This window comes from Rhizobium sp. P38BS-XIX (assembly GCF_012641435.1).
Classification (GTDB): Bacteria; Pseudomonadota; Alphaproteobacteria; order Rhizobiales; family Rhizobiaceae; genus Rhizobium.
The window spans coordinates 109,288-133,351 of sequence record NZ_JABAIJ010000010.1; the positions used below are offsets into that span (position 1 = coordinate 109,288).

At 59.3% G+C, this 24,064-nt stretch carries 19 protein-coding genes; 9 read left to right on the top strand and 10 right to left on the bottom strand.

Annotated elements, in window-relative coordinates; translation table 11 throughout:
* Positions 1–22: 22 nt before the first annotated feature.
* From HGP17_RS26760 to HGP17_RS26780, 5 genes are read right to left on the bottom strand one after another with little or no spacing between them, the layout of a single operon-like run.
* Positions 23–1,576, bottom strand: coding sequence for an ABC transporter substrate-binding protein (locus HGP17_RS26760; RefSeq protein WP_168813656.1), 1,554 nt, complete (start codon positions 1,574–1,576; stop codon positions 23–25).
* Position 1,577: 1 nt separating this feature from the next.
* On the bottom strand, positions 1,578–2,597 hold the full coding sequence (locus HGP17_RS26765; RefSeq protein WP_168813658.1) for an ABC transporter ATP-binding protein: 1,020 nt from the start codon (positions 2,595–2,597) through the stop codon (positions 1,578–1,580).
* Complete coding sequence (locus HGP17_RS26770) at positions 2,594–3,568, bottom strand: ABC transporter ATP-binding protein (protein WP_168813660.1); 975 nt, start codon at positions 3,566–3,568, stop codon at positions 2,594–2,596. The genes HGP17_RS26765 and HGP17_RS26770 overlap by 4 nt, the downstream gene beginning before the upstream one ends.
* A complete protein-coding gene (locus tag HGP17_RS26775; protein ID WP_246704228.1) occupies positions 3,561–4,418 on the bottom strand; it encodes an ABC transporter permease in 858 nt (285 codons plus the stop codon). Before HGP17_RS26775 ends, HGP17_RS26770 begins: the two co-directional genes overlap by 8 nt.
* 2 nt (positions 4,419–4,420) lie before the next feature.
* The gene (locus HGP17_RS26780) at positions 4,421–5,383 is read right to left on the bottom strand and encodes an ABC transporter permease (protein WP_168813662.1); all 963 of its coding nucleotides are present in this window, start codon (positions 5,381–5,383) and stop codon (positions 4,421–4,423) included.
* Between the two features lie 170 nt (positions 5,384–5,553).
* Between HGP17_RS26780 and HGP17_RS26785 the strand changes: the two genes are divergently transcribed.
* A complete protein-coding gene (locus HGP17_RS26785) occupies positions 5,554–6,378 on the top strand; it encodes an IclR family transcriptional regulator (RefSeq protein ID WP_168813664.1) in 825 nt (274 codons plus the stop codon).
* A 205-nt stretch (positions 6,379–6,583) separates the two neighbouring features.
* Here the strand turns inward: HGP17_RS26785 and HGP17_RS26790 are convergent, their stop codons facing one another.
* The 3 genes from HGP17_RS26790 to HGP17_RS26800 form a co-directional block, all read right to left on the bottom strand.
* Positions 6,584–6,883, bottom strand: coding sequence for a hypothetical protein (locus tag HGP17_RS26790; RefSeq protein WP_168813666.1), 300 nt, complete (start codon positions 6,881–6,883; stop codon positions 6,584–6,586).
* 193 nt (positions 6,884–7,076) lie between these two features.
* Positions 7,077–7,346 carry a hypothetical protein gene (locus HGP17_RS26795; protein WP_168813668.1) on the bottom strand — a complete coding sequence of 90 codons (270 nt, stop codon included), beginning with the start codon at positions 7,344–7,346 and terminating at the stop codon, positions 7,077–7,079.
* 177 nt (positions 7,347–7,523) lie between these two features.
* On the bottom strand, positions 7,524–8,723 hold the full coding sequence (locus HGP17_RS26800; protein WP_168813670.1) for a glycosyltransferase: 1,200 nt from the start codon (positions 8,721–8,723) through the stop codon (positions 7,524–7,526).
* Positions 8,724–9,033: 310 nt separating this feature from the next.
* Between HGP17_RS26800 and HGP17_RS26805 the strand changes: the two genes are divergently transcribed.
* The 6 genes from HGP17_RS26805 to HGP17_RS26835 all read left to right on the top strand — a co-directional run bounded on the left by HGP17_RS26805 (position 9,034) and on the right by HGP17_RS26835 (position 18,617).
* Positions 9,034–10,368, top strand: a complete 1,335-nt coding sequence (locus HGP17_RS26805) for a polysaccharide biosynthesis/export family protein (RefSeq protein ID WP_168813672.1) — start codon at positions 9,034–9,036, stop codon at positions 10,366–10,368.
* Positions 10,369–10,398: 30 nt separating this feature from the next.
* On the top strand, positions 10,399–13,656 hold the full coding sequence (locus HGP17_RS26810; protein ID WP_246704229.1) for a glycosyltransferase: 3,258 nt from the start codon (positions 10,399–10,401) through the stop codon (positions 13,654–13,656).
* Positions 13,657–13,660: 4 nt separating this feature from the next.
* On the top strand, positions 13,661–14,968 hold the full coding sequence (locus tag HGP17_RS26820) for a glycosyltransferase family 4 protein (protein WP_168813674.1): 1,308 nt from the start codon (positions 13,661–13,663) through the stop codon (positions 14,966–14,968).
* A 181-nt stretch (positions 14,969–15,149) separates the two neighbouring features.
* Positions 15,150–15,791 carry a sugar transferase gene (locus HGP17_RS26825; RefSeq protein ID WP_246704230.1) on the top strand — a complete coding sequence of 214 codons (642 nt, stop codon included), beginning with the start codon at positions 15,150–15,152 and terminating at the stop codon, positions 15,789–15,791.
* A gap of 499 nt (positions 15,792–16,290) precedes the next feature.
* Entirely contained in the window at positions 16,291–17,739 is a 1,449-nt protein-coding gene (locus tag HGP17_RS26830; RefSeq protein ID WP_168813678.1) for an oligosaccharide flippase family protein, read from the top strand.
* 41 nt (positions 17,740–17,780) lie between these two features.
* Positions 17,781–18,617 (top strand): methyltransferase, TIGR04325 family, encoded by an 837-nt coding sequence (locus HGP17_RS26835; protein WP_168813680.1) that lies wholly within the window; start codon positions 17,781–17,783, stop codon positions 18,615–18,617.
* Here HGP17_RS26835 and HGP17_RS26840 read toward each other — a convergent pair.
* Positions 18,614–20,329 carry a GMC family oxidoreductase gene (locus tag HGP17_RS26840; RefSeq protein ID WP_246704231.1) on the bottom strand — a complete coding sequence of 572 codons (1,716 nt, stop codon included), beginning with the start codon at positions 20,327–20,329 and terminating at the stop codon, positions 18,614–18,616. The genes HGP17_RS26835 and HGP17_RS26840 overlap by 4 nt on opposite strands.
* A gap of 215 nt (positions 20,330–20,544) precedes the next feature.
* Here HGP17_RS26840 and HGP17_RS26845 point away from each other — a divergent pair, with 215 nt between their 5' ends.
* Both HGP17_RS26845 and HGP17_RS26850 read left to right on the top strand, forming a co-directional pair.
* Positions 20,545–21,729, top strand: a complete 1,185-nt coding sequence (locus HGP17_RS26845; protein ID WP_168813682.1) for a DegT/DnrJ/EryC1/StrS family aminotransferase — start codon at positions 20,545–20,547, stop codon at positions 21,727–21,729.
* A 2-nt stretch (positions 21,730–21,731) separates the two neighbouring features.
* Positions 21,732–22,469 carry a 4'-phosphopantetheinyl transferase superfamily protein gene (locus HGP17_RS26850; RefSeq protein WP_168813683.1) on the top strand — a complete coding sequence of 246 codons (738 nt, stop codon included), beginning with the start codon at positions 21,732–21,734 and terminating at the stop codon, positions 22,467–22,469.
* On the opposite strand, the gene HGP17_RS26855 is transcribed toward HGP17_RS26850, so the two are convergent.
* A complete protein-coding gene (locus HGP17_RS26855) occupies positions 22,439–24,040 on the bottom strand; it encodes a hypothetical protein (protein ID WP_168813685.1) in 1,602 nt (533 codons plus the stop codon). The genes HGP17_RS26850 and HGP17_RS26855 overlap by 31 nt on opposite strands.
* Positions 24,041–24,064: the final 24 nt, after the last annotated feature.

The following is a 24,064-nucleotide window of genomic DNA, read 5'->3' on the forward strand; positions in this document are numbered from 1 at the left end:
CTTTGATGTGCAAAATCCGCCGTCAGACCTGCCTGAAAAAGCGCATCTGCCAGTCGTTTCCATTGGGCAGGACCGCAGGCTGAAGTCCCTCCCGGGCGCCAAAGGCGAAGACGTCGTTCGTCAGCCACACCATGCTTGCGCTCGCGTCCATCAGCTTCTGCATCTCGATGATCTGCTTTTCGCGGCTGTCCTTGTCGGTATTGACCGAGCTTTCCTCGTGCAGCTTGGCGTATTGCGGGTCGCTGAAACGCTGCCAGTTCCAATCGCCGATCTGGTCGGGAAGGAACCAGCGTGTGTTGAAATTGGGATCGACGACGGCGTTGAAGCGAAGGAAGAAGAGCTCCAGTTCTTCACCGGACTGGCCCTTGCCGGACGACCAGTAGGTGCCGGCTTCGCGCTGATCGATCTCGACATTGATGCCTGCTTCTCCAAGCAGGGCCTGCGCCACAAGCGCCATGTTCTGGAACGAAGGTTCGTTGAGGATCGTCAGTTTCAGTGTCATCGGCGTCTTCACGCCGGCTTGCGCCAGGAGTGCCCTGGCCTTTTCGACGTCGCGCTGGTAAACGGGAGCGTCGGTCCAGAAGCCGAGAATTCCCGGCGGGATCATCGAGTTCAGACGCTGCGCATCGCCTTGGTAGCCGGCCAGGATCATCTGATCGACATCGACGGCAAGCCGGATCGCCTGGCGGACGCGAATGTCGGCAAGCGCGCCGCGCTGCATGTTCATGCCCATCCAGATGAAGCGCAGGCTCGGATGCTTCGTGACCTTCAGCCCGGCGACATTGGCGATCTCGTTGGCCGCTTCCGTCGAGAGTTCCGTGAAGTCGATCTCCTTCGCCCTCAGGGCGAGCTGAGCAGTCTTTTCATTGCCGATGTAACGCAGGTCGCACGTATCGAAGAACGGCTTCTCGCCGGCATAGTCCGTATGGGCAACGAGCGTCAGTCCTTGCTGTGGCTCGAAGGACGCCACCTTGTAAGGCCCGGATCCGATGGGTGTCTGACTATGCTTTGCGCCGAGCGCCGCCACCGCCTTGCGCGACTGGATGGCGCCCGAGCTGCCGACGATCGCTACGTCCCACACGGCCGGGCTTGGCTTCGAAAAGATCAGGCTACCGGAATATGTGTCATGGACGCGAACTTCGACAAGATTGGCCCAATCGCTCTTATAGCTCGAAACCTTGCCGTCGGCGTCTGGGTGCAGATAGCGTTCGAAGGAGAACTTCACGTCATCGCCCGTCATTTCGCCGTAGCCACCGCTGAACATCTGTCCGGGCTTCAGCGTGAAGGCGATTTCCGTCGGAGAGACCTGCTCGACCTTGGATGCGGCATCCATCACATGCGTAAATTCGCCGGGCTTGTAGCCGACCAAGGTCTGAAAGACGGCATGGATGACATTTCCGTCCGAGACCCCGGTGCGGAAGGGCGGATCGATGTTCTGGATTTGCTTTGCGATCCGCAGGACGACACGCTTGCCGTCGGCGGCCAGGACTGTGCTGCCCGGGAAGATGGCCGCGGCCGACAGACCGGCAGCCCCGACAAGCACTCCTCGACGCGTGATCTCGAATTTACTGGTCATGTCAAACCTTCCGTGGTGATGAGGTTGATGTTGAATGGATGGCGTCGTTGGCCGGCGCGGCGTGGATGCCGCTAGGCAGCTCAAGCGAATAGGGAAAGTGGCATCGCACCTTGCGAACGTGATCGATCGGCATGAGCTGCGGCATTTCCGATGCGCATCGCGGCTGGGAGACCGGACAGCGCGTATGGAAGCGGCATCCCGTGGGCGGCGAGGCGATGCTGGGAATCTCGCCCTTGAGGACGATAGGTTTCGCGTCGAGCTCCGAAAGGCGCGGATTGGTGGACAGAAGCGCAGTCGTATAGGGGTGAGCGGGCTGATCGAAGAGCTGGCGCGTCGGGCAATCTTCGATGATCTGGCCGAGATACATGACGAGAGTGCGGTTCGTGACGCGCCTGACGACGTGCAGATTGTGGCTGACCATCACGAAGGTCAGACCCATCTCGCGCTGGAATTCGAGCAGAACGTTCAACAGCTCGCCTTGCACGGACACATCGAGGCCTGCTGTCGGCTCATCGGCGACCAGCAGGGAAGGTTCGAGCAGAAGCGCCCTGATGACACCGATCCGGCGGGCCTGACCGCCCGAGACTTCATGGGGATAGCGATCGAGGATGGACGGCGGAAGCCGCAGACGCTCGGCCAGCTCCGTCACACGAGCCTTCGTCCGTTCGCGGTCGAGCCCATGAATGGCAACGGCCTCCATCATAAGGCTGCCGATGGTCATTCGGGGGGACAACGTTGCCACCGCATCTTGCATCAGCATCTGCACGCGACGGCGAAAGGCGCGTCGATCCCGTTTGAGCGTCTGCTCGATCGGTTGATCCTGTATGCGGCGCGAGCCGTCGACGATGTCCGCCAAACCCACTATGACGCGGCACATCGTGCTTTTGCCCGAGCCGGATTCGCCGACGATACCCACCGTGTCGCCGGCCTCGACGAAGAACGAGACATTATCGAGAACGCGGGTGCGGCCATCGTAGGCGACGGCTATTCCATCAAGAGCGATCATCTCCCTGGGGCTCATGACAGCTCCTCGGCCCGGATGCAGGCTGCTCGGCGGTCTTGCCCAAAGTTGCGAAGTTCCGGCATTTTGGTGGCGCACGCCTCGATCGCGTATTCACAGCGGGCGCGGAAGATGCAGCCTTGTGGCTGGTCGGTCGTATCGGGAACCTTGCCGGGAATGTATTTGAGGGGAATATCAGGCGCGGCCTCGTCGACCTCGCAGCCGACCAGCGCCTGCGTATAGGGGTGCAATGGCGATGAAAGCGTCTGCCGGACAGGCCCATATTCTACGAGATGACCGCCATACATCACGGCGACCTCGTCGCAGAGCCGCGCGACCGTTCCCAGGTGGTGTGAGATGAAGACGATCGATCCGGAGAATTCGTCCCGCAGCCGAATGAGGAGATCAACAATCTGTGCTTCAATGGTCGCATCGAGCGCCGTCGTGGGCTCGTCTGCAATCAAAAGCTCGGGTTGGGCAAGCAGCGCCATGGCGATCATGGCGCGTTGGCGCATCCCGCCGGAAAATTGGTGCGGATACTCCCTTAGCCGACGCTGTGGATCGGACAAGCCGACTTTGGCAAGCGCTTCGGCCGCCAGGTTTGCGGCATCTGCTTTTCCCAATGCGGAATGCCTGCGGCGGGCAACGTCGACTAGCTGCGTACCCACCCGCAGGACCGGATTGAGCGCGGTCATGGGATCCTGGAAGACCATCGCGATCTCCCGTCCACGAACATTGCGCATCTGAGCCGGGTTGAGCGCCAGCAGATCCACGCCGTTCAAGCTGACGGTGCCTTGAGTGCGCAATGCCGCGCCTTGAAGACCTATGACGACATTCGCCAGGCTGGATTTCCCCGAGCCAGACTCGCCGACGATCCCCAGGATACTTCGACGTCTGACGTCGAGGTCGATTCCTCGCAGGATGTGGGCCGGGCCGCGATCGGTCGCGGCGGTGAGCTTCAGATCGCGAATTTCGAGGAGAGCGTCAGGCATTCTGGATCTCCTTGGATGAACGGGGGTCGGTCGCCTGCCGGAGCGCCTCCCCAAAAAGCGTGAAGGCGAGGGTGGCGATGGCGAGCGCACTGCTGGACACGAGGACCGGAACCACGGTGTGTGACATGTTCTGGTATCCGTCCTGCAGCAGGCCTCCGAGGCTCGACAGCGGCGGTCGCAATCCCAGCCCGAGAAAGGAGAGGCCAGCCTCGGTTGCGATGACGATCGGCAGATCCAGCGAAGCGATAACGATGAGGGGGGCAAGGATGTTGGGCACGACGTGAAACAGCAGGATGCGCCCCTGTGAAGCACCCAGAACCGCTTCGGCCTCGATAAACGGCTCGCTCCTCACAGACAGAACCTGAGACCGTGCCACCCGGCCGAAATGCGGAATGAGACTGATCGCGATCACGGCGATGATCATCGGCAGCGACGATCCCAGAACCGCGACGGCGGCAAGCGCCAGGATTACGCTCGGAAACGAGGAGACCGAGTCGAAGGCGATGAGGATGAGTTTCTCGATTGGCCCTTGGATGTAGGCGGACAGAATCCCCAGTGTCGTGCCGAGGATGAGCGCCGCTCCCGTCACGGAAAGGGCGACGACCATGGCGATCTGCAGTCCCAGAATATGGCGGCTCAGAAGGTCTCGGCCCAGCTGATCGGTTCCGAGCCAATGGAGGCCGGAGGGCGCGGAAAACCTGTGCAGGACATCGAGCTTGTTTGGATCGTAGGGTACAAGCCACGGTGCGAATATCGAGATCAGCAGAATGACCACAACGAGGATGAGACCAATTGCACCACTTGGATCCCTGAGGACGCGACGCAGGCTTTTGTAGATCGCTACCGCCATGATCAGTGCCTCCCCGAACGGATGCGTGGATCGAAGAAGGAGTAGCAAAGCTCGATCACCAGATTGACGACGACGAAAATGACGACGACCACGAACACGGTTCCTTGCAAAACCGAGAAATTGCGGGCTTGGAGGGCGTTGTAGAGAACGCTTCCGAGGCCCTGTCTCGCAAAAAGGATCTCGATCAGGATCGCTCCGCCGAGTAGGCGTCCTATCCCCATGCCGATAACGGCCAAGGCGGGGATGATCGCGTTCTTCAAGGCATATTTGTAGAGAACCAGATTTTCGCGCAGTCCATATGCGCGTGCCGTGCGGATGAAATTCTCGCCCAGAGTTTCCAGCATCGACGTCCTGATGAGACGTGCAATCAGGCCGATCCAGCCGAGCGACAAGGCGACGGTCGGGAGGATCATGCCGGCGATTTGGCTTGAAAGGCTGACAGGGCCTGTCCCCAGGACCGGGAGCCAGTTCAGCCATACCGAGAATATCACAAGAAGAAAGATGCCGAGAATGAAGCTTGGAATCGATACGAAGACGACGGACACGGCCGCGATGAGCATGTCGAGGATCGACCCCTTGCGCACCGCGCTGAAGACGCCGGCGGGGATACCGATCAGACAGGCAAGCGCCATGGCGGCGAGGGCGAGCGTGAAGGTCGAGGGCAGTGCCGCCCAGATGATTTCATCCACGCTTCGGCCCGATATGACATCCGTGCCGAGATCGCCGGTAGCTGCATGCAGGAAAAATCGCCAAAGGCGGATCTGTATCGGCTGATCGAGGCCGAGCTCCTGAACGAACTGGCGCGCGTATTCCGGGGTTGCCATCGGCCCGAGAAGGGCGGTGGCGGGATCGCCGGGGACAAGGCTCAGCAGCACGAATATTAAAAGCATGGCGCCGAAAACGGAGAAGACTGCGGTGACGAGCCGTCCCAGCAGGTAGCGAGATTGCGTCGTCAACTTGAACATCGCCCGGTGCCACCGTTTTTGCGTTTTGACAGGTTTGCGATTGGATCAACTCAATCGCGCTTGCAAATCGTATCGATATACGATACGAACGTATCGTTATTTGTATCGAACAAGATTTCTTCCACGTTGTCAATTCCGTGGTTGGCGTTTGCTATGCGGGGGTGGGTGTTATGGTGGTGTTGTCCAGGGGCGGACGCGATGCGGCATCGAATGAGAGCGCCAAGGCCGCTGATATCGATAAGGAGGAGAGCGATGCGCTCTTCACCTCGTCGCTCGCGCGCGGTTTGATGGTGTTGGAGGCCTTTGCGCAGCAGCCGGGGCCGATGTCGCTCTCTGAAATTGCGGGAATTGCCGGCTTGAACAAGAGTGCGGTGCAGAGGTTGGCCCACACGCTTTTGAAGCTCGGATATCTCGAGCGGCACAAGAACGGCCTGACGCCGGGACGCCGGGTTCTCGATCGCGCCTACGATTACCTGAAAGGCTCGCCCCTCATTCGGCGCTCGGTCCCCGTCCTTGCCAATCTGCGGACCAGCTTCAACGAGCGCGTGGATCTAAGCCTCTTCGATGATCTCACGATCATGTACGTGTCAAGAATGCACGGAAAACCTGAAATGTCGCATGCGCATCTGATCGGTCGTCGGCTGCCGACCTATTGCACGGCAGGCGGCAGGGCGATCATGAGTCATCTCCCGGAGAGTGAGGTTCTCGATATTCTTGAGCGCTCGGAGCGACGAAAGCTGACATCGCGAACGGCAACCGAGATTGCCGATATTCTCAGCCTGATTGAGCGCGCTCGAGAGGATGGTTTTGCAATGTCCGTCGAAGAACTGTTGATCGGAGACATCACCGTGGCCGCGGCTGTCCTGGATGCAAAAGGTCGTCCGGTGGGCGCCGTCCATCTGGGCGGAGGAACCGGGGACTGGTCGCCCGAAGAATTCGCAAGACGAGCGGGACCGCTTGCATTGACCGCCGCGCGCGAACTCAGCGGAGACTGAAGTCGGACAAAACTGGCGCCTGTCTTAAAAATCGGCGCGGATCAGTCCATCTAAATCCGGACCATCCTTTCGGCCGTCGATGCGGGGCTTCTGCTGGAACAGCGAAGACCAATGTCGGCGACATTGACGAATTCAGCAGGAGGCGCGCGTTCCACCACGCGCCTAATGATGGTGTCGTGAACATCAGTGTGGCCGGCGCCGGGTGTTAAATCCCGGACCCGTCCAGTTGCTGCGTGTCGGTGCCTTCCCAGGGTGAGGGCATTGCGGCGCGATTGGCGGAAGGCATCGGCATCCAACACTTCAATTCGGGGTCGGCATATTGAATGATGTGCCCGGGCGAGGAGTCGGATGCGCGCCAGCCCTCGGTCGCAAACTGATCGCCGTTCGACCAGTATGCAAGGTCGACTTCTGCCGGTCCCTGCTCGGATTGGCGGATCGTGACCAGGATCCTGCTACCATCTTTCGGCGCACTTGCCATGTTGCGCCAGCGTTCCGGTTCGTCCATCGCTGCTTCTCCTGCCTTGCTTCACATTGCAAGTGTCGCCTTGGCGCGGAAAGCGGTCAACCCAAACTTTTGTAACCTTCCGTTGACGTCCTCAAGTCACACGGAAGGGGAAGTGTGAGCTGGTCGACGCATATCATTCGAAGTCTTTGCCAATCGGAACTCTGTAGAGTTTTGTCGGGTGGAAGGCCTGTGGCTATTGTTTCGGCAACTGACCGACGGGCTCGGCTGCCAGGGCCTGATCCTTTGGCGATGCCGCCTTGATGGCGTCACGCACCATTGTCGCCACGGCCGGATCCTTTCGAGCCGCATCCATGACGGCCCTGCCGATTGCTGCCTGCTGAGATACAAGCGGTGCGGAAGATGTCTGATAGGATGGGCCTGGCTGCTGAAAAAGCAGGTAGAGCGCGATCAGCAGCAAGACGATGATGCCGAGAAAGGCAATCATGATGATCCTGAAAGCCATGTCATGTTCCGTTTTTGTCAGGCGTTGGAGATAGCGAGATTATCTCCCACGCGCGACGATCTCCAGCACTTTTATCGCCCATATCGGCGACAGGATGGATTCCTGAAGGGTTCTGGTGACCTTGCTGAAGTCATCCGATCCCCAAGTGTATTCCTTCCTCAGCTCGCCGGCTTGAGGTTACTGGAGCGTAGCATTGTGTGGCGTCACGGCCAGCACGGGCAGCTGCGTTTCGATTTTGTGCTGGACGACCGGCGCAGCTCTTTCATTTTGCAGCGGCCTGCCTGCTCTACGGACCATCAACTCCTCATCAATGATCGCCTGCATACCTGAGGTGAATTTGTGCAGGCTGAATTTCTGGGCGTGGGATTGCAGCGTATCAGGCTGAAAGCGATGCTCGATTGCTTCAAAGCCGAGCACGGCCTCGATCAGGGCATCCACGGTTTGCTCTTCGAAGAGCACGCCGCTGATGTCGGGCACCACCGTTTCCAGCGCGCCGCCGCTGCCATAGGCGATGACGGGTCTTCCGCTTGCCATGGCTTCCACCGGTACGATGCCGAAATCCTCCTCTCCGGGGAAGATCAGCGCTCTGCAGCTTGCCAGCTTCTCCTTCAGCACCGAAAACGGCGCACGGCCGAGGAAGGTGATCGTGGGGCCGGCGATCCGTTTCAGACCGTCCAACTCCTTGCCTTCGCCGATGACGACCAAGTTGCGATTCATTCGGGTGAAGGCCTGAACGGCCAGATCGACCCTCTTATAGGGCACCAGTTGCCCGGCGCAGAGATAGAAGTCCTCACGGGATGCCGACGGCGTGAAGTCATCGACATTGACCGGCGGGTAGAGAACCGTTGCGGGACGGCGGTAATATTTGCCGATCCGGTCGCAGACATGGTGCGAGTTGGCGACGAAGCGATCGACGCGCAGGCTGGTATTGACGTCCCACGTGCGCAACAGCGGCGCCAGCATCGGCAACATCAGCCGTGACGCGAGGCCCGCATGCGAACGGTAGAAGTGATAGTGATCCCAAAGGTAACGCATGGGCGAGTGGCAATAGCAGACATGCGTCGCCTGCGGCGGCGGGATGATGCCCTTGGCCGGACCCGATTCGCTCGAGATGATCAGGTCGTAGCGGCTGAGATCGAAGCTCTCCAGCGCGAAGGGCATGAGGGGGAGCAGCGATTGATATCCCCTGATCGCACCGGGAATGCGCTGCAGGAAGGACGTGAAGACCTTGTGCTTGCGGATTTTCTCCGACACGCGGCTTTCATCGTAGACGAGGGTGAAAATGTCGGCGTCCGGATACATGTCGCATAACGCTTCGACGACCTTTTCACCGCCTCGCATCGATACCAGCCAATAATGCACGATTGCTACCCGCATGGCTCTTCCTCCTTCGGTCGAGACATCATTGGGTAGGCGGCAACTTTTGCGACAGCGCCCCTATCGGTTCACGGCGACATCCAAATGGCCGAGAAGAGTAGCCAAAAGATTTAATGCGCGGGCTCCGCCTGCACACAAGGATGTGCCCGCCCGTCAAAGAGACTGAGAAAACAGCGCCCTGCTCGCCAGAAATGATAAGCCCTGTTGCTGCGGCGGGGCATTTACACGTTATGCGTTCAGCTGCTGATCTCGTGGCATAGCGCTTCATCTGCGTGATGGCGCAAGCGACACGAAAGCGAGATTGCGGCCGATGTTTAGAATTTCCGCTTTGCCTTACCCCTTCACCCCGAGATCATCGCGATTGCTGGCGCCCCCCGTGCTGGCGATGATGCTCGCGGGTGCAAGCTTGTCCGGCGGCGCTTATGCCGCCGGACAAGTCTATCATGTGGTGCCTCAAACACGCATCAAGGTCGCGATCGTCGAATGGATCGCCGCCACCGGGGAATACAAGGAGTGGACCGCGCTTAATGGCGAATACGTCGTCTCGCAGTCTGGCGCCATTTCAATTCCGATGATTGGTGAGATGCAGGTCGGCGACAAGACGGTCGACGAGATCAGCGGCGATATCGGCGTCAGGCTGAAGCAGATTACCGGTCTGGCCGTGGCGCCGACGGCATCCGTCGAGGTCATCAAATATCCGATGATCTATGTGTCCGGTGCCGTCGACAAGCCGAGCGAGCTGGAATACAGGCCCGGCCTGACGGTCCGGCAGGCGATGGCGATGGCCGGCGGCCGGGAGCGACGCTCCGCGCAGACGGGGGATTATTCGGAAGCGCAGCAGATCAGCTATGCCGGCGAGATCAGCCGCATGGAACTGCAGCTGAAACAGCTGGGAGCCCGGCGAGCCCGGCTTGTTGCCGAGCTTAACGATCAGCCGGCGATCGTGTTTCCGCCGGAGATCAAGGCTGCGCCGCAGGGGTCGGCGGTGGCCCAGATCGCGACGAGCGAGGTCGATCTCTTCAATGCCAGGGCCGATGCTCTGCGTCAGCAACTCGCCGCCGCGGCCGACCTGGAAACGCTGTTGCGCAACGAGATCAACATTCTCGACGAGAAAATGTCCTCGCAGGACGAGCAGGTTAAAATTGCGCAGGACGAGTTGAGCGATATCTCCAAGCTGGTCGACACCAAAATCCTGACGACCTCGCGCAAGACATCGCTGGAGCGGATCGTCGCCGAGATGCAAGCCGGCAAGCTGGATCTCGTCGTTGCCTCCATGCAGGCAAAGCAGAAGCTGAGCGAGACAGAACGCGATGCCCTCAATCTCAAGGGCCTGCGCAAAACCGACGCCGGCCAGCAGCTTCAGACCACAGAGACAGAGATCGAGGACACGAAGCTCAAGCGAAATACGACGCTGCAGCTTCTGCAGATTTCGGGCGCCTCGCTTTCGCGAAGCCAAAGCATGAAGGCGCTCGCTCTTCAGCCGCTGGAATACTGGGTCACGCGCAAAGACGATGAAGCCGACGCTGTGAAGGTGTCGGAGGCGACCGAGCTGCAGCCGGGGGATGTCCTTGATGTCCGCTACAACATTTCAGGCAGTCTGGACGGTACGGCGCTGACATCGGCCGATACCGCTCAGTCCCAATAACGATAAAGCGTAGGAGTGGGGAAGACGAACATGGCAGTTCACGAGATCGGTAAAGGCTTGCGCGGCACGCCATCGGAAAGCAAAAGCGCCGGAAACAGCGAATATATTTCCTTTCGCGACGTCTGGTGTTTCCTGCAGCGCCATTGGGTGATTTTTGCGCTTTTCACCGTCACCGGGCTCGCTGTCGGCGGCATCTACATGGCCACAACGCAGCCGGTCTACCTGGCGACGACGCGGCTCGTCATGGACCCCGATCAAGGGCGCATCGTTTCCCAGGATGCATTCACCGGTACGGTCATCATCGAGGCTGCCGAGATTGCCAGCCAGGTGGAGATCGTCAAATCGGAAGCGATCGCAAGGGCTGTCGTCGAGAAACTGAATCTGACCCAGGATCCGGAAATCATCGGCGGCATGTCGTGGCAGTCCGCTTTGCATGACAAGCTGCGCGCGTTCGTCGGCTATTTCCGCCACGGCGATGATGGGAGCGCCAAAACGGCGACCACCGAAGACGATGTGATGCGCCGCACGATGGCGTCGTTCCTGTCGCGTGTATCGGTCAACCGCGTCGGCCAATCCTACATTCTCGAAATCGGATACAGCTCCGTCGATCCCAACAAGGCAGCGCTCACGGCCAATGCGATTGCACAGGCCTATATCAGCACTGGTCTCTCCGAGCGCGCCTCTGCCGCGCAGAGCGGCGCCAAATGGCTGGAGACTCGTCTGATCGAGGTCGGTCGCCAGGCACGGGAATCGGCGATGAATGTCGAGGAGTTCCGCGCCAAGAACGGCATCATGGAGATCAGCACCTCGTCCTCTCTGGACCAGCAGCAACTATCCGAGATCAGCAGCCAGGCGGTGACGGCTAGAGCACAGACCGCCGCGGAATCGGCCAAGCTCGCGACCCTTAATCAGCTGATGGCAGGGGGTAAGGTTGAAGGCGATGTCGATGAGACGATGAACAATCCGCGTATACAAAAGCTGCAGGAAGATCTCGGCGCGGCAACCACGAAGCTCAACAATCTCACCAGCAGATATGACGCTGATAACCCGGCCGTCGTTGCAGCGCAGCAGGAAATAGACCGGGTGAAAGGCGACATGCGCAAGGAGTTCGAGCGCATCCAGGCTGTTTACAAGGCAAACCTCGATATCGCCAAGACCCGCGAAAAGCTGCTCAGCGACGAACTCTCCTCCTTGAAGGAGGCGGGAACCGACAAGAACCTGGCTCGGGTGGAGCTATCCGAAATGGAAAGCCGCGCCACGACCTATCGCCGGATGTATGAGAGCATATTGCAGCAGCTGATCGGCGCGTTGCAAAAGGAATCCTTTCCGCTCGGCAATGTCCGCATCGTGACGGCAGCGGCCGTGCCGCTGGCCAAGACTTGGCCGAAATCCTCCTTCGTGCTGCCGTTCACAGCCATGCTTGGCCTTGCGGCCGGCGTCATTGCCGCACTCCTGCGTGACGGTCTCGATCGGCGGGTCAGCTCCAGCGAGAAGCTGAGACGGGAGCTGGGCATCAGCTCGCTCGGCCACGTTCCGGTCTATTCCAGCCCGTCCTTCATCCCGGGAGGCAGGGCCGCGACGAATTCGACCTGGCGACGAACGATGCTGCCGTTGCGATCCGTGCTCGATACGCCCTATTCGCAATTTTCCGAAGCATTGCGCGGTGTGAAGCACTCGATCGACTCCGCATTTCCGCCCAATGCCCCAATGGTGATCGGTATCACCTCGGTCGGCACCGGCGAAGGCAAGACGACGATCGCGACCAACCTTGCGCAGCTCTATCAACATGAAGGTGCCTCCGTCGTCCTGGTCGACGCCGATTTTCTCAATGCAAGGCTCAGCTGCGTCGTGACCGAGTCCGGTATGGAATTCGGAATGGAGGCGCTCAGCATCAATGAGGTCCCGCGTCGCTACGCTGTGGCTCATGAGAGCGGCGTTCTGGCTGCCAAGGCCGATCACGAGCCGGATGGCGAGATCTTGCAGGGTCATGGCGGCGTTCCGGTCGTCACGGTCGACGAGACCGAAAAATCGGTCGCCACTTCGCAGCGTTACGGCCATCTTCCAGCACTGAAATCGGAAATCGACCTGCTGCGGCGGCGATACAAGGTCGTCATCGTCGACATGTCGGCGTTCGAAGACTCGGCAGATACCCGCGTGATCTGCACCTATCTCGAAGGTATCGTCGTGGTCGTCGGACAGACGAACAAGATGACGGTCGAAAGACTGTCGGATGCGCTGGCGAGCTTTGGCACCACGGCGATCAATATTCTCGGCATCATCGCCAACCGCAGTTACGAGCGGCGCAATCCGCAGAATGAGCGACTGTGGCGTCGCAAGGCAAATGAGCGCCTGGTGCGCGCGTCCGCAAGGCGCCTGACGGGGCATGCGATCGGCCGCAATCTCAAGATCACGGTCGGTATTGCAAGCATGGGACGTCGGGATATCCTGTCCTCCATTCTCCCACATATCGCCAACCAGACCCGCAAGCCGGACGAGGTGGTCGTATGTCTCTCCTCGCCCGAGGATATCGATCCCAGCTGCCTGCGGAACCTCGATTTCCCGGTTCGCGTACTGATCTCCGAGCGCGGCCTTTGCCGGCAGCGCAATCGCATCCTCGACAATGTTCAGGATGCCGATATCGTGCTCTTCCTCGATGACGATTTTCTGATGACCTCGAACTACATCGAAGAGGCCGAGCGGCTGTTCCAGTTCCAGCCTGATATTGCCATGTGCACGGGCACGGTCCTGGCGGACGGCATTACAGGGCCTGGAATATCTGTTCGTGACGGCTTACGCTTGGTCGATCATAATCGCCGTCGGCGGTCGGAGCCGGCCATGCAGATACGGCCGATCTACAATGCCTACGGCTGCAACATGGCGATCCGCATGTCGATCGTCCGGGCCGCCGCCCTGCGCTTCGATGAGAACCTGCCTTTCTACGGCTGGCTTGAGGATGTCGATTTCAGCAGGCTGCTCGCTCATTATGGTCAGGTCGTCAGTGCCCGGCAGCTCGAGGGTGTTCACCTGGGGACAAAGGGCGGCCGCTCAGGCGGTTTGAGGCTCGGCTACTCGCAGATCGCCAATCCGCTCTATCTCATGCGCAAGCAAACCATGAGCGTGCCGCAGGCAACGATGCAGATTGCCCGCAACCTCGTCGCGAACATGATCAAGGTCTGGCGGCCCGAACCCTGGGTCGATCGCAAGGGACGGCTCAGAGGCAATGTCATCGCATTTCGCGATTTGCTGAAGGGCAGGCTGTCGCCGCAGAACATCGAAGCGATGGATTGATCCAGTGGCTCGTTCCTCCGCCATTGATCGCGTCGTCGTCATCAACGATCGCTCCGCCCGGGTGGGCGGGGCGTCGAATCTGGCAATCCTCTCCGCCGGCTTGCTGCAGGAGGCCGGGATCGCCGTGACCTACTTTGCCGGTGATGTCGCCGGCTCCGATCCGCCGGCCCTGGAAACCATTAATCTGGCGTCGGTGCCTCTCATGGAGCAGGGGCGCCTGCGAGCGCTGGCCAGCGGTCTCTATAACCAAGAGGCATTCATCTCCTTGAGGGATCTGGTGGCGCGCAGAGACACACCGAGCACGATCTACCACCTGCATGGCTGGTCGAAGATCCTGTCGCCTTCGATTTTCCGCGCCTTGTGGCCCGTGCGCGAGCGCGTGGTGCTGCATGCGCACGACTACTTCCTTTCCTGCCCCAATGGGGGGTACGCCAATTATCGGCGCAATCAGGTATGCCCGCTTAGGCCGATGTCGATCGGGTGTTTGGCGACGAACTGCGACAAACGCGGCTACCATGAGAAGATATGGCGGTCTGCCCGCCATATGCTGCGGGAGCATTACTACCCCGTGCGGCAGGTCGCGGCCAATATCGTGATTGTCCATCAGCGCATGCGGGATTATTTCGCGCGTGGGGAAATCCAGCCGGACAATATCGAGACGATCCGCAATCCCGTCGAGCCGTTTCTCGATCAGCCGGCGGATCCCTGGAAAAAGCGCGACTTCTTCTTTGTCGGCCGGCTGGAGCCGGAAAAAGGATTCGAGGATGCCGCTATCGCGGCCCGCCTTGCCGGCGTCAGATTGAACGTGATCGGCGACGGCGCCGGGCGGGCGCGCCTGGAAAAGGATTTTCCCGAGGTCGTCATTCATGGCTGGAAATCCAAGGCCGAGATCCGGGATATCATCGCTCAGGCGCGTGCCCTGGTGGTGTCTTCGCGTGTGCCCGAGCCATTCGGCCTAGCGGCACTCGAAGCAGTGACGAGCGGCATACCGGTCATCCTGCCGGATACGGCGCTCCTCGGCGAGGAGCTCGTGTCGCTTGGATGCGGATTGACGTTCCAGAGCGGCAAGGTCGAGACATTGGCAAGTGGAATGCGCCAGCTTGCAAGCGATGACATGCTGCTGCGGTTGATGAGCGTGAATTGCATACGTCGATCGGGTGATCTCGCCCATACGCCGGCCTCGTGGCTGGACGCGCTGCTCAAGCTCTACGACGGGATATTGCAGCGTTCAAGTGCGGTCAGTGTGAGCCCTTCGATGGCTGCAAACACCACCTTTCCACCCGACGGTCGGCTGATCGATGAGACGAGTTGAGGCTTGTGGTTAGACCCACGCCAGACGGCTTACGCCATTGGAATTAGCACAATGCCCGTAGGGTCAATTGTCAAGGATTGGGCCAGCTGGCAGCCTTTGAAGAAACATAGAATTGTTAAGGGGTCCGAGGATGTTATCGACGTTGGACGGCGTTGGCCACCGGGAACGAACGCGGCGGGACATGAGGCAAATCGCGCGGCTGGGTCGCGCGAAGCGCATTGTCGATATTCTGATTTCCGGAACAGGATTGCTGTTCCTGGCGCCCGCGCTCGCGGTGATCGCGATTGCGCTTCTGCTGGTCGACGGTCGTCCCATCATCTATCGCCATACCCGCATCGGCCGCGATGGCCGCCCGTTCAATTGTCTGAAATTCCGCACGATGCGGAAGGATGCCGATCGGCAGCTGGCGGATTTGCTGGCGCGCGATGAGGCACGGCGGCAGGAATGGGTTTCGACGCAGAAGCTGACCAACGACCCGCGCGTTCATTGGCTCGGAAAGTATCTGCGCATGAGTAGCGCCGACGAACTGCCGCAGCTGTTGAACGTTCAGCGTGGCGACATGAGCCTGGTCGGGCCTCGTCCGGTCGTGGCGGCCGAACTCGAGCGCTACGGCCCCGATCTCTACTGCTATCTTGGATTACGTCCGGGCATTACCGGTCTGTGGCAGGTCAGCCGCCGCGCCGACACGACCTATGAGGAGCGCATCCAGTTCGACCTGGATTATTTCCACAGCCGTTCGCTGCGCACCGATATTTCCATCCTCGTCAAAACCGTCGGCGTCGTGCTGCTTGCGCGCAATGAAAAAGAACGTCTCACCAAATGAAGAACGCGGCTATGGCAATCCAGGCAACAAGGCAGAAGATCACCACTATCCAGCGGATGAGATATTTCTGGCGGGATCTCTCCGTTTGCCTGGAGGAGATGCGGTCACGGTCGTCTTCATTCATAAGCGGCTCTGCATGGTGTTTCATAATAAATGCCTGCAAGGTCCTTATTGTCGGTCGAGCATGCCCATCCGAATCCGGTGTTACGGTCAAATATTCTCATGCTACGAAATCGATTAATTTCGACGTCCCCAACCTACAGGCGGCGCTTCATTGCACGGAATCATGTCCTGAATGGGAACAATACACATTTTATCTGGTGCAAAACTGGAAATCATTTCGCGATTACATGCATGCCGTTGCAAAAGGACAACAATCGGGCCTGCCTGAGCCAAAGTATGGTTGTGGCCGGCATGCCATGGCGGTGCGCTGATGGACAGTTTCTCGCTTCGCCCAAAGCGCGGGTGGGACGGGCTGCGGCATTGGATTCGTTCGCGAATGCCGTCCGTCGTCGGCGATGGGGCCTCGACGCTCGTGTCGAAAATCGTCTCGCAGGTCGTGCAGCTGTTGATATTTCTTGTGGCCGCGCGTGTGCTGGAATCGGAAGAGTTCGGGCTTTACGCTTTCAGTTCCGCGATCGTCGTCATGCTGGTCGTGGTCGCCGAGGGCGGTTGGGGCGAGTTCGTCATGAAGGCGGAATGCACCGAGCGTGAACTCGATCAGATCGGCACGATTTCGATCATTGCCGGCGTGCTCGTAACCATCGTCGGTCTGCTGGCGGCGGCGGCCGCCTGGCTTGCCTTCGGGCGTGAACACGAGGCACTTCTGCTTGCTCTGTTCAGCTGCTGGTTCCTGCCGTCGTCGCTGTATGCGGTTTATGACGGGCTGTTGGTCGCCCGTGGCATGTTGCGCAAGCAAGCGGTCATTCGCATGCTGAGCGAGGTGTCCGGGCTCTGCGTCACGATGCTGGGGTTGTGGCTCGGATGGAATGTGTTTTCACTGGCCGCCGGCCGTCTGGTCTCGCAACTCGTCAGTCTCGGCGCATCGGCGATCGTACTTGGCTGGCGTCCGCAAATACACCTGACCTGGGCCTTCGCCCGCGAGATTCTCGAATTCTCGAGCCACATTCTTTCAAACCGCTTGATCGTCTTTCTCCGCTCTTATTCCGGAACGCTGGCAATCGGCAGTTTTCTCGGGCTTGCCGAGGCCGGTTACTATCGCGTCGCCGAGCGCATCATCGCCGCTTTCTCCGAGCTGATCGGCGAGCCGGCACGAATGCTTGCCTGGACATTGTTCCGGCGCGCGACCCTGGTGATGAACGGCGAAGGCCGGCCGGTCCGGGATGCGGGCTCTTCGGCCACGGTTTTCATGACGGTTCTGATGGCGGTCTCGACGCCGATCTATCTAGGGCTGTCGTTGATCTCAGCTGATCTCATCGATATCGTGCTGGGCGACAAATGGGCTCCGGCGGCTATTCTGGTGGCGATCCTTTCCATGAAGCAGGTGCTGCTGACACCGGGCTACGTGACCGAAGCCCTGCTGTCGCTGTCGGGCAATATCAAGCGAATGCCGCCGACACTGCTTCTGAATGCGCTGGTTTCCATTTCGCTGATCCTCGTTCTTGCCCCTTTCGGGGTAACGGCGGCAGCCTGGGGCCAATGTCTCGCGTCGCTGATTTCCTTTCTGACGTCGATGCATCTCCAACAGAATTACGGCGGCCTTCGCTGGGGCAAGGTCATTCGCAAGGGCGGCTATGTCGCTATTGCCATCCTGTTGATGGCTACCGCAGTTTACGGGCTCGGCTACCTCGCTCAGACCGTGAGCATGCGACGCATCCTGACGGTGCTGCTGCAGGTCGTTTGTGGCGGCGGCATTTATTTCGGCACGCTGTGGATCCTTGAGAGAATAGCGGGAGATCGAGGCTCGGTCCTGTCGATCAGGCAATAGCGGCGGCGTCCGGCACGCAACGATAAACAGGGGGATGTGGAATGGTAGCGTCGTTACGAACCGGTTCATCATGGTCAAGCCAGGCACGATCGGCTCTCAAGGGAGCGGCACAGAGCGTTGCCCAGGGCTTGTCGCCGTTGCACGCGGCCAAAGGGCGGCTCGCCTATCTCTCGCCGTTTCCAAGACGCTTCACGGGCGCCTACCCATCCTACGATGCGGCTATGGCGGCCGCGCGCCGCCGATCGATGGCCGGTTACGATCACGACGAGATCGCAAGCGTTTCCTTTGCCAAGATGTGCGAGGTGGCACCCTGGGACTATCCAGTTTTATTCTGGATCCGCAGCCTGCTGAAGGAGATCGATGGCCTTGTCGATGCGGGCGGCCACATGGGCACGAAATATCGCGCCTTCGGTCCGCTGCTGTCATTGGACCATTCGTTTCGCTGGACCGTCTATGATCTTCCGGCCATTGTTCGGGCCGGACAGGCTCTTGCCGCAAAGCAGGGCGTTACGGGCCTGCATTTCGTCGATCGCATCGAAGATGCCGGCGCGACGCCGCTGTTTCTCGGCTCCGGATTGATGCAGTACCTCGACATGCCGCTCTCAAGCCTGCTTCAGCAAATGCCGTCCCTGCCGCCGCATCTGGTGCTGAACAAGGTCGCCCTGCGCAAGGGCGATCCGATTGTTACGCTCGAGCGCATCGGCGGGTCCTATGTGCCCTATCAAATGCGCAATGAGAACGATTTCCTAAGCGACGTCGCGCGGCTTGGTTACAAGCAGGTCGACCGCTGGTCGATACCTTCCCTGGCACATGTCATCGACACGCATCCGGAGCTTGGCCGCAGTGAGAGCGCCGGGTTCTATTTCCGGCTGGCTTAACCCTGATGAAGCGACAGGTCGGGTTCCGTCGACCGTAACCGGAGCGGCTCCGCTGCCGTATGCCGCTGCTTGAGGTGATCGGCGAGCCGGATCGATAGCGCAAGCAGCATCAATGTCGGATTGGCATGGCCGGGCGTCGAAAACACCGAGCTGCCGGCAATGAACAAGCCATCCAAGTCATGGACCATGGCGTCGGCGTCAACCACGCTGGTGCGCGGATCCGCTCCCATTCGCGTGGTGCAGGAAGGGTGTGCCATGTCCATGAAGGTTGCACCACTTGCATCATCTGTGCCCATCCAGTCCGGCAACTGCGGTTTTGGTAAGCCAACGCGTACGAATTCATGCGAAATCAGCTGCGCAAGCCGCCTGACGCTGTTGGTCTCGCGCTCGCCGATCTTCCAGTCGATGCGAGGCAACGGCTGACCGAGGCGATCTCGTTTTTGGGAAAGTGTTATACGGCTCTCGGAGTTGACCTCCTGCTCGGCCATCACGTCGAAGCGCAATTCGGTGGAGCGATGCGGCAGGCCGCGCTTTTGCACAAGGCGATTGTAAAGCCCGGTGGTGATCATATCCGCCGATTTGGCAACCGACAGCAGATCGCGCAGGAAAGTCTTTCCAGCGCCCTTCCTGAGGCGTTTAAGCGATGCCCACGGATCATCGTCGGCGTGAACCTGCACGGGATAGGCCGCACAATTGGTCAAGCCCTCGCGCATCTGGATTTCAGGGCTCAAAGACAGGCCTCGAAGGTAGAAATGCGTTCCGCCACCGTGGTTCAATCCGTAGAAATTGAAGTGCTGCGCGATGGTTTGGATATCGCGACCCGTGAAACGGCAGAGCGATGTTCGGGGATGATCGCACAGATACCGGCCGACGACGTCATGCCTGTTGCCGATGCCTGCCGGCAGCTGGGCATTCGATGCCAGAAGCAGACGTGCATTCTCGACTCCACCACCGCACAGGACGATGGTTTTTGCGCGGACGCTGGCGCTTCTGCCGGTCGAGCTTTTCAGGTCCAAAGACGTTACGTGCCGCGCCTGGCTGTCGATATTGATGCTGGTTACGGTGGCATGGGTCAGAAAATCGATATTGGCCGCCTTGATATCGCGCGCGAGACGATTGAAGCGCGTCGGCTCCGCGCGCTGGTTTCGCATGTGACTGAACTGCCAGAAGAACGCTCGCAAGATCTCACGATCCAGGTCAAGTTCTTCCGGCGCTGTGTGCAGCAGAGAGAAGAGCATCTCATCATAGACATTCGGACCAAGGTTGAGCAGATGGGCGGCGCGCTGCAGGGTGGGCAACAGCTGACTGCGCGAAATCGGCCAGCCTGAAAGGGGAAGCCAGGGACGTATGGCGAAATCCATTTCGTCGAAGGCTGCACATTTGCCGATCCATGTATGGCTGCTGCCGCCTATCATTCGGTTGCGCAGTTCAAATGCTGCGATGTCGTTGAGCCATGACAAGGCGCCCGTATAGCCGCGTCCTTCCAAGGCATTATCAGGCAAGGCGTCGGGCGCGCCGATGTTCTCCACGCTATTCAAAGCCTGGATTTCGGCCTCGTAATCGCTGCCGCCGCTTTCGATGACGAGCACGCGAATGCGCGTGCCGGCAAGCTCGCGTGCAATGGCGATTCCCGCTGGTCCACCACCTATGATCGCGATATCGCAATCGATTTCAATGGCTTCCGGCAACGATCTCAAATCGCGGTTCATCATCTCTCTTTCCCCGTCCATTTCTTCGATTTTTACCAGCATCGCGCGAGTGCGGATAACTGTTCGATTGGTATAGGCAGGGATGAAATCTACCGATTTCGGATAGGTGGCTATGCTCTTGCGCATGTTCTTTTTTTAGTCGGATGGCCATGCTGAAAAGCGCGCGTTCCCGCGATACGCTCCAGTACAAGGTTGAGTTTCCTGGGGAGCGAAAAATCATGGCCAAGGTGGGGTTACGGGAATGGTTGGCGCTCGCGCCGGTGTTTGCTTCGGGGAAGTTGGCACGATATAGCGACGAGACCGGCGGCCCGCTGGGACGGTTCGAGGCTGACTTCTGCAACAAGTTCAATGTGCAGCACGCGCTGACGATGAGCAGTGGAACGGGCGCTCTGATTTCGGCGCTGGTGGCTGCCGGAGTGGGTCCAGGTGACGAAGTTCTGGTGCCGGCCTACACCTGGATTGCCACTGCGGCGGCGCCGCTTGCTGCCGGCGCCGTTCCAGTTCTGGTCGATATCGATCATACACTCACCATGGATCCGCATGATATCCTGCGCAAGATCACGCCGCAGACGAAGGCAATCATTCCCGTCCATATGTCGAATATGGTGTGCGATATGGATAGCATCATGCGCATTGCACGCGAGAACAATCTCGTCGTCATCGAGGATGCATGCCAGGCAGTTGGGCTGCAATACAAGTCAAAGCGTGTGGGAACAATAGGTGATTGTGGCGCCTTCAGTTTCAATCAGTTCAAGAATATCAATTGCGGCGAGGGCGGTGCAATCGCGACAAACGATGCAAGGCTATTTTCACGGGCCCGCATGTATCACGATATTGGTTCGATGTTTCGCGGACATCTCGACAATGCCAATGAGGCACCGATGCTGGGCATCAACTTCAAGGCAAGTCAGATTCAGGGCGCCATGCTCAACGTGCAGCTGAAAAAGCTCGATCCCATGATCGCGCGCATGCGCGAACGCTACAATGTCATCAGCGATATTCTTGGCAAAAGCTCGATGATGATGATCGGACCGCACAATGACGTCGACAATGCTGCAGGTCTGCACGTCATCTTCGAGACGTCGGAAGACGCAAAGAGATTCGCCGAGGAAAACAAGAGAGGCGTCTACCGTCTCTTCGACTCCAGCCGCCATGTCTACACCAACTGGCAGCCCATCCTGCAGCAGCGCACCGGCCATCCGGCGATGAATCCGTTCCACTGGACGGATCGGACGATCGAATATACGCCGGAGCTGTGTGCGCAGACCCTCGATATCCTGAAACGCAGCTGCCGCATCAGTCTCGGTGAAAACTATCCCGTGGCGCTGGTTGCTCACATAGCCAGACGCATGTCACGGCAGGCCAGGTCGAACAGCGACAATCTCCTTTACGCAACAATTTGAAGATGGAAGCCATCGGCCCCGACACTATCGATGTGTGGAGCTGGAAGCTCGACATTCCGACATCCGACGTCGGAATGTCGATCGCATTGCTATCGCTTGACGAATGCGTCCGGACAATTCATTTCGTTCATGATCGCGACCGTCGTCGCTTCGTTGCCGCCAGGACGGGCATGCGCGTGATCCTGGCGCGCTATCTGGGTGTCTCGCCTGAAGCGATCGGGTTCGATTACGGCGACAACGGCAAGCCTTCCGTCACGATCAGTGGATATCACCCCATTCATTTCAATTTGAGCCACAGCGCGGATCTGGCGGTCCTTGCCGTTTCCGACTGCTACGAGCTTGGCATCGATATCGAGGAAATACGTTTCCTGAAGGAAGATATCGCCAAGTGGTTCTTCTCGCGCCGGGAATATCAGACGCTTCGGTCGCTGCCGGCCGAGCATTATCTGGATGGTTTCTATCGATGCTGGACGCGCAAGGAGGCCTTTATCAAGGCGCATGGCGCCGGCCTTTCGCTTCCCCTGGATAGTTTTGACGTCACGCTCGACACGTCGAGCCAGGCGCGATTGGAGCGGCTGGAAGGCGATCCGGACGCGCCGGAAAAATGGATGATGCTGGAGCTTTCTACGCCGATCAATTTCGCCGGCGCGGTCGTCGTCTCGTCAGGCGGACATGAAGTATCCCTGCGCTATCGCAGAGAAGATATCCGTCAGATGGTCAATCTGGCATCGAGAATGTAGCGCCCATCTGCTGCATCGAAATGATGGCAGCCATGCAGGCCCGTCTTGAAGCCCGGTGTGATCGTGCGAATGCAGCGCTCGCTGTAGTCATCCAGCGTAAGTCTGTCGATCACCATGATATTCAGCCCGTAGCCGTAGATTCCATGGGAATTATGCTGTGATGGACGGAGCAGCCTGCCTTCATGCGTGAAGATACGGCCTGCGCCGCGCGCCTCGGTGCTGCCGATGACGACGGGGTTTCGCTTGTGAGGCCTGATGCCAGTCAGCGCCGGCCCATCTACCTGGAAGACATAGAGCTCGCTGCAATGGTCTTCGTAGGCGTGGAAATCGGATAGGTTCGTGAAAAGCCACCATGCATCGGCATGGCGGATGAGGATGCTGTCGGCCGGCGACTGGCCCTCGAACGCTGTCGCATGCAGGTCCCATTTCAGCGGGAATTCACGGCACCGCCAGATTTCCAGGCGCCGCGCCTGATGCGTTTCCGGGATCATGTAGATCTCGTCGCCGTCCCGGAATATGAACGGATAGGACAGATGGTATGGCCGCTCCAATGCGATGCCGACATGGGTGAGCGCGTCCCCGTCGAACCGACCGACCGCGATATGCGCCTTATGATCGGCGCGGGAATAGGCCTCGTAGAAAAGATAGCATTGACCGTCATGCTGAAACAGGAATGGATCGGCCTTGATGCTATCGTCAGAGGGGGGAATCTCGACGGCCTTGGTTGGGTCGAAATCCGCAATGTGACCCCGGCCTGTATACAGGGTCCAGATGGCGGCGTCGGCGTGAAGCTTTGTCTTCACCGCCTTCAATGCCTTGCCCGAGACCGATCCCGCGAGGATGGAGCCGTAGCGCAGAAGCTCGCCGACAGAGGGTGCAGGCTTCTCTGCAATATTGGCGAGAGGCTGCGGGCTGAACTGCCGCGTATCGGCCAGCCGCGTCAACTCGCGTATCAGAAGAGTTACGCTTCGCTCCCTGACGAAGGCACGAATTCTTGCCGCACTCGGTTTGATGTTGAAGGCGGCCCGCGCGATCTCAAGCTTGTCGACTGCACGGCCGCAACGCGCATAGAGCGTCACATCCGCCGTTGGAGCCTTGGCAAGCACTTCGGCATATCCGAACCAATCGGTTTCCGCCGATCGCTGATCGGAGAAATTGAAAGCCCATTCGCCAAACGGCAGCGCAGGAACCGCTTCGGCCGGGATGCCCTTCGGCGTCGTGCGGATGACGAGATCGAGCTTCAATCGACGCAGAGAAGCTTCCGTCATCTTGTCGACGGAGCGTGACTTGTCGCCATCGGCATCGAAGCAATCGAAGAACTGCCGCCGGCTGCTGAAATGTTTCGGCTTGTAGGTCGGCTGGGCAGCAAGCGCCCTTGCCTCCAGATGTCCTGCCCAGGACAAGAGCTTCGGCGTCTGATTATCCCCAAAAGCTTGGGGATGGGTAAAGACGGCCGCAAGTTCCAGTCGGGGATTTGCAAGAATCCGGTCAAGGACCATCAATTCCCAATTTTCGAGCGAACGCTCGCGCGCAACGACGATGCCGATACGCAACGGCTTGGTCTCGTTCATCAATCCTGCTCCTATGGCTCGCTG

Excerpts from the sequence above, each read along its gene's own strand:
- HGP17_RS26760 (WP_168813656.1), bottom strand. The coding sequence starts at position 1,576 with ATGACCAGTAAATTCGAGATCACGCGTCGAGGAGTGCTTGTCGGGGCT.
- HGP17_RS26765 (WP_168813658.1), bottom strand. The coding sequence starts at position 2,597 with ATGAGCCCCAGGGAGATGATCGCTCTTGATGGAATAGCCGTCGCCTAC.
- HGP17_RS26770 (WP_168813660.1), bottom strand. The coding sequence starts at position 3,568 with ATGCCTGACGCTCTCCTCGAAATTCGCGATCTGAAGCTCACCGCCGCG.
- HGP17_RS26775 (WP_246704228.1), bottom strand. The coding sequence starts at position 4,418 with ATGGCGGTAGCGATCTACAAAAGCCTGCGTCGCGTCCTCAGGGATCCA.
- HGP17_RS26780 (WP_168813662.1), bottom strand. The coding sequence starts at position 5,383 with ATGTTCAAGTTGACGACGCAATCTCGCTACCTGCTGGGACGGCTCGTC.
- HGP17_RS26785 (WP_168813664.1), top strand. The coding sequence starts at position 5,554 with ATGGTGGTGTTGTCCAGGGGCGGACGCGATGCGGCATCGAATGAGAGC.
- HGP17_RS26790 (WP_168813666.1), bottom strand. The coding sequence starts at position 6,883 with ATGGACGAACCGGAACGCTGGCGCAACATGGCAAGTGCGCCGAAAGAT.
- HGP17_RS26795 (WP_168813668.1), bottom strand. The coding sequence starts at position 7,346 with ATGGCTTTCAGGATCATCATGATTGCCTTTCTCGGCATCATCGTCTTG.
- HGP17_RS26800 (WP_168813670.1), bottom strand. The coding sequence starts at position 8,723 with ATGCGGGTAGCAATCGTGCATTATTGGCTGGTATCGATGCGAGGCGGT.
- HGP17_RS26805 (WP_168813672.1), top strand. The coding sequence starts at position 9,034 with ATGTTTAGAATTTCCGCTTTGCCTTACCCCTTCACCCCGAGATCATCG.
- HGP17_RS26810 (WP_246704229.1), top strand. The coding sequence starts at position 10,399 with ATGGCAGTTCACGAGATCGGTAAAGGCTTGCGCGGCACGCCATCGGAA.
- HGP17_RS26825 (WP_246704230.1), top strand. The coding sequence starts at position 15,150 with ATGAGGCAAATCGCGCGGCTGGGTCGCGCGAAGCGCATTGTCGATATT.
- HGP17_RS26830 (WP_168813678.1), top strand. The coding sequence starts at position 16,291 with ATGCCGTCCGTCGTCGGCGATGGGGCCTCGACGCTCGTGTCGAAAATC.
- HGP17_RS26835 (WP_168813680.1), top strand. The coding sequence starts at position 17,781 with ATGGTAGCGTCGTTACGAACCGGTTCATCATGGTCAAGCCAGGCACGA.
- HGP17_RS26840 (WP_246704231.1), bottom strand. The coding sequence starts at position 20,329 with ATGATGAACCGCGATTTGAGATCGTTGCCGGAAGCCATTGAAATCGAT.
- HGP17_RS26845 (WP_168813682.1), top strand. The coding sequence starts at position 20,545 with ATGGCCAAGGTGGGGTTACGGGAATGGTTGGCGCTCGCGCCGGTGTTT.
- HGP17_RS26850 (WP_168813683.1), top strand. The coding sequence starts at position 21,732 with ATGGAAGCCATCGGCCCCGACACTATCGATGTGTGGAGCTGGAAGCTC.
- HGP17_RS26855 (WP_168813685.1), bottom strand. The coding sequence starts at position 24,040 with ATGAACGAGACCAAGCCGTTGCGTATCGGCATCGTCGTTGCGCGCGAG.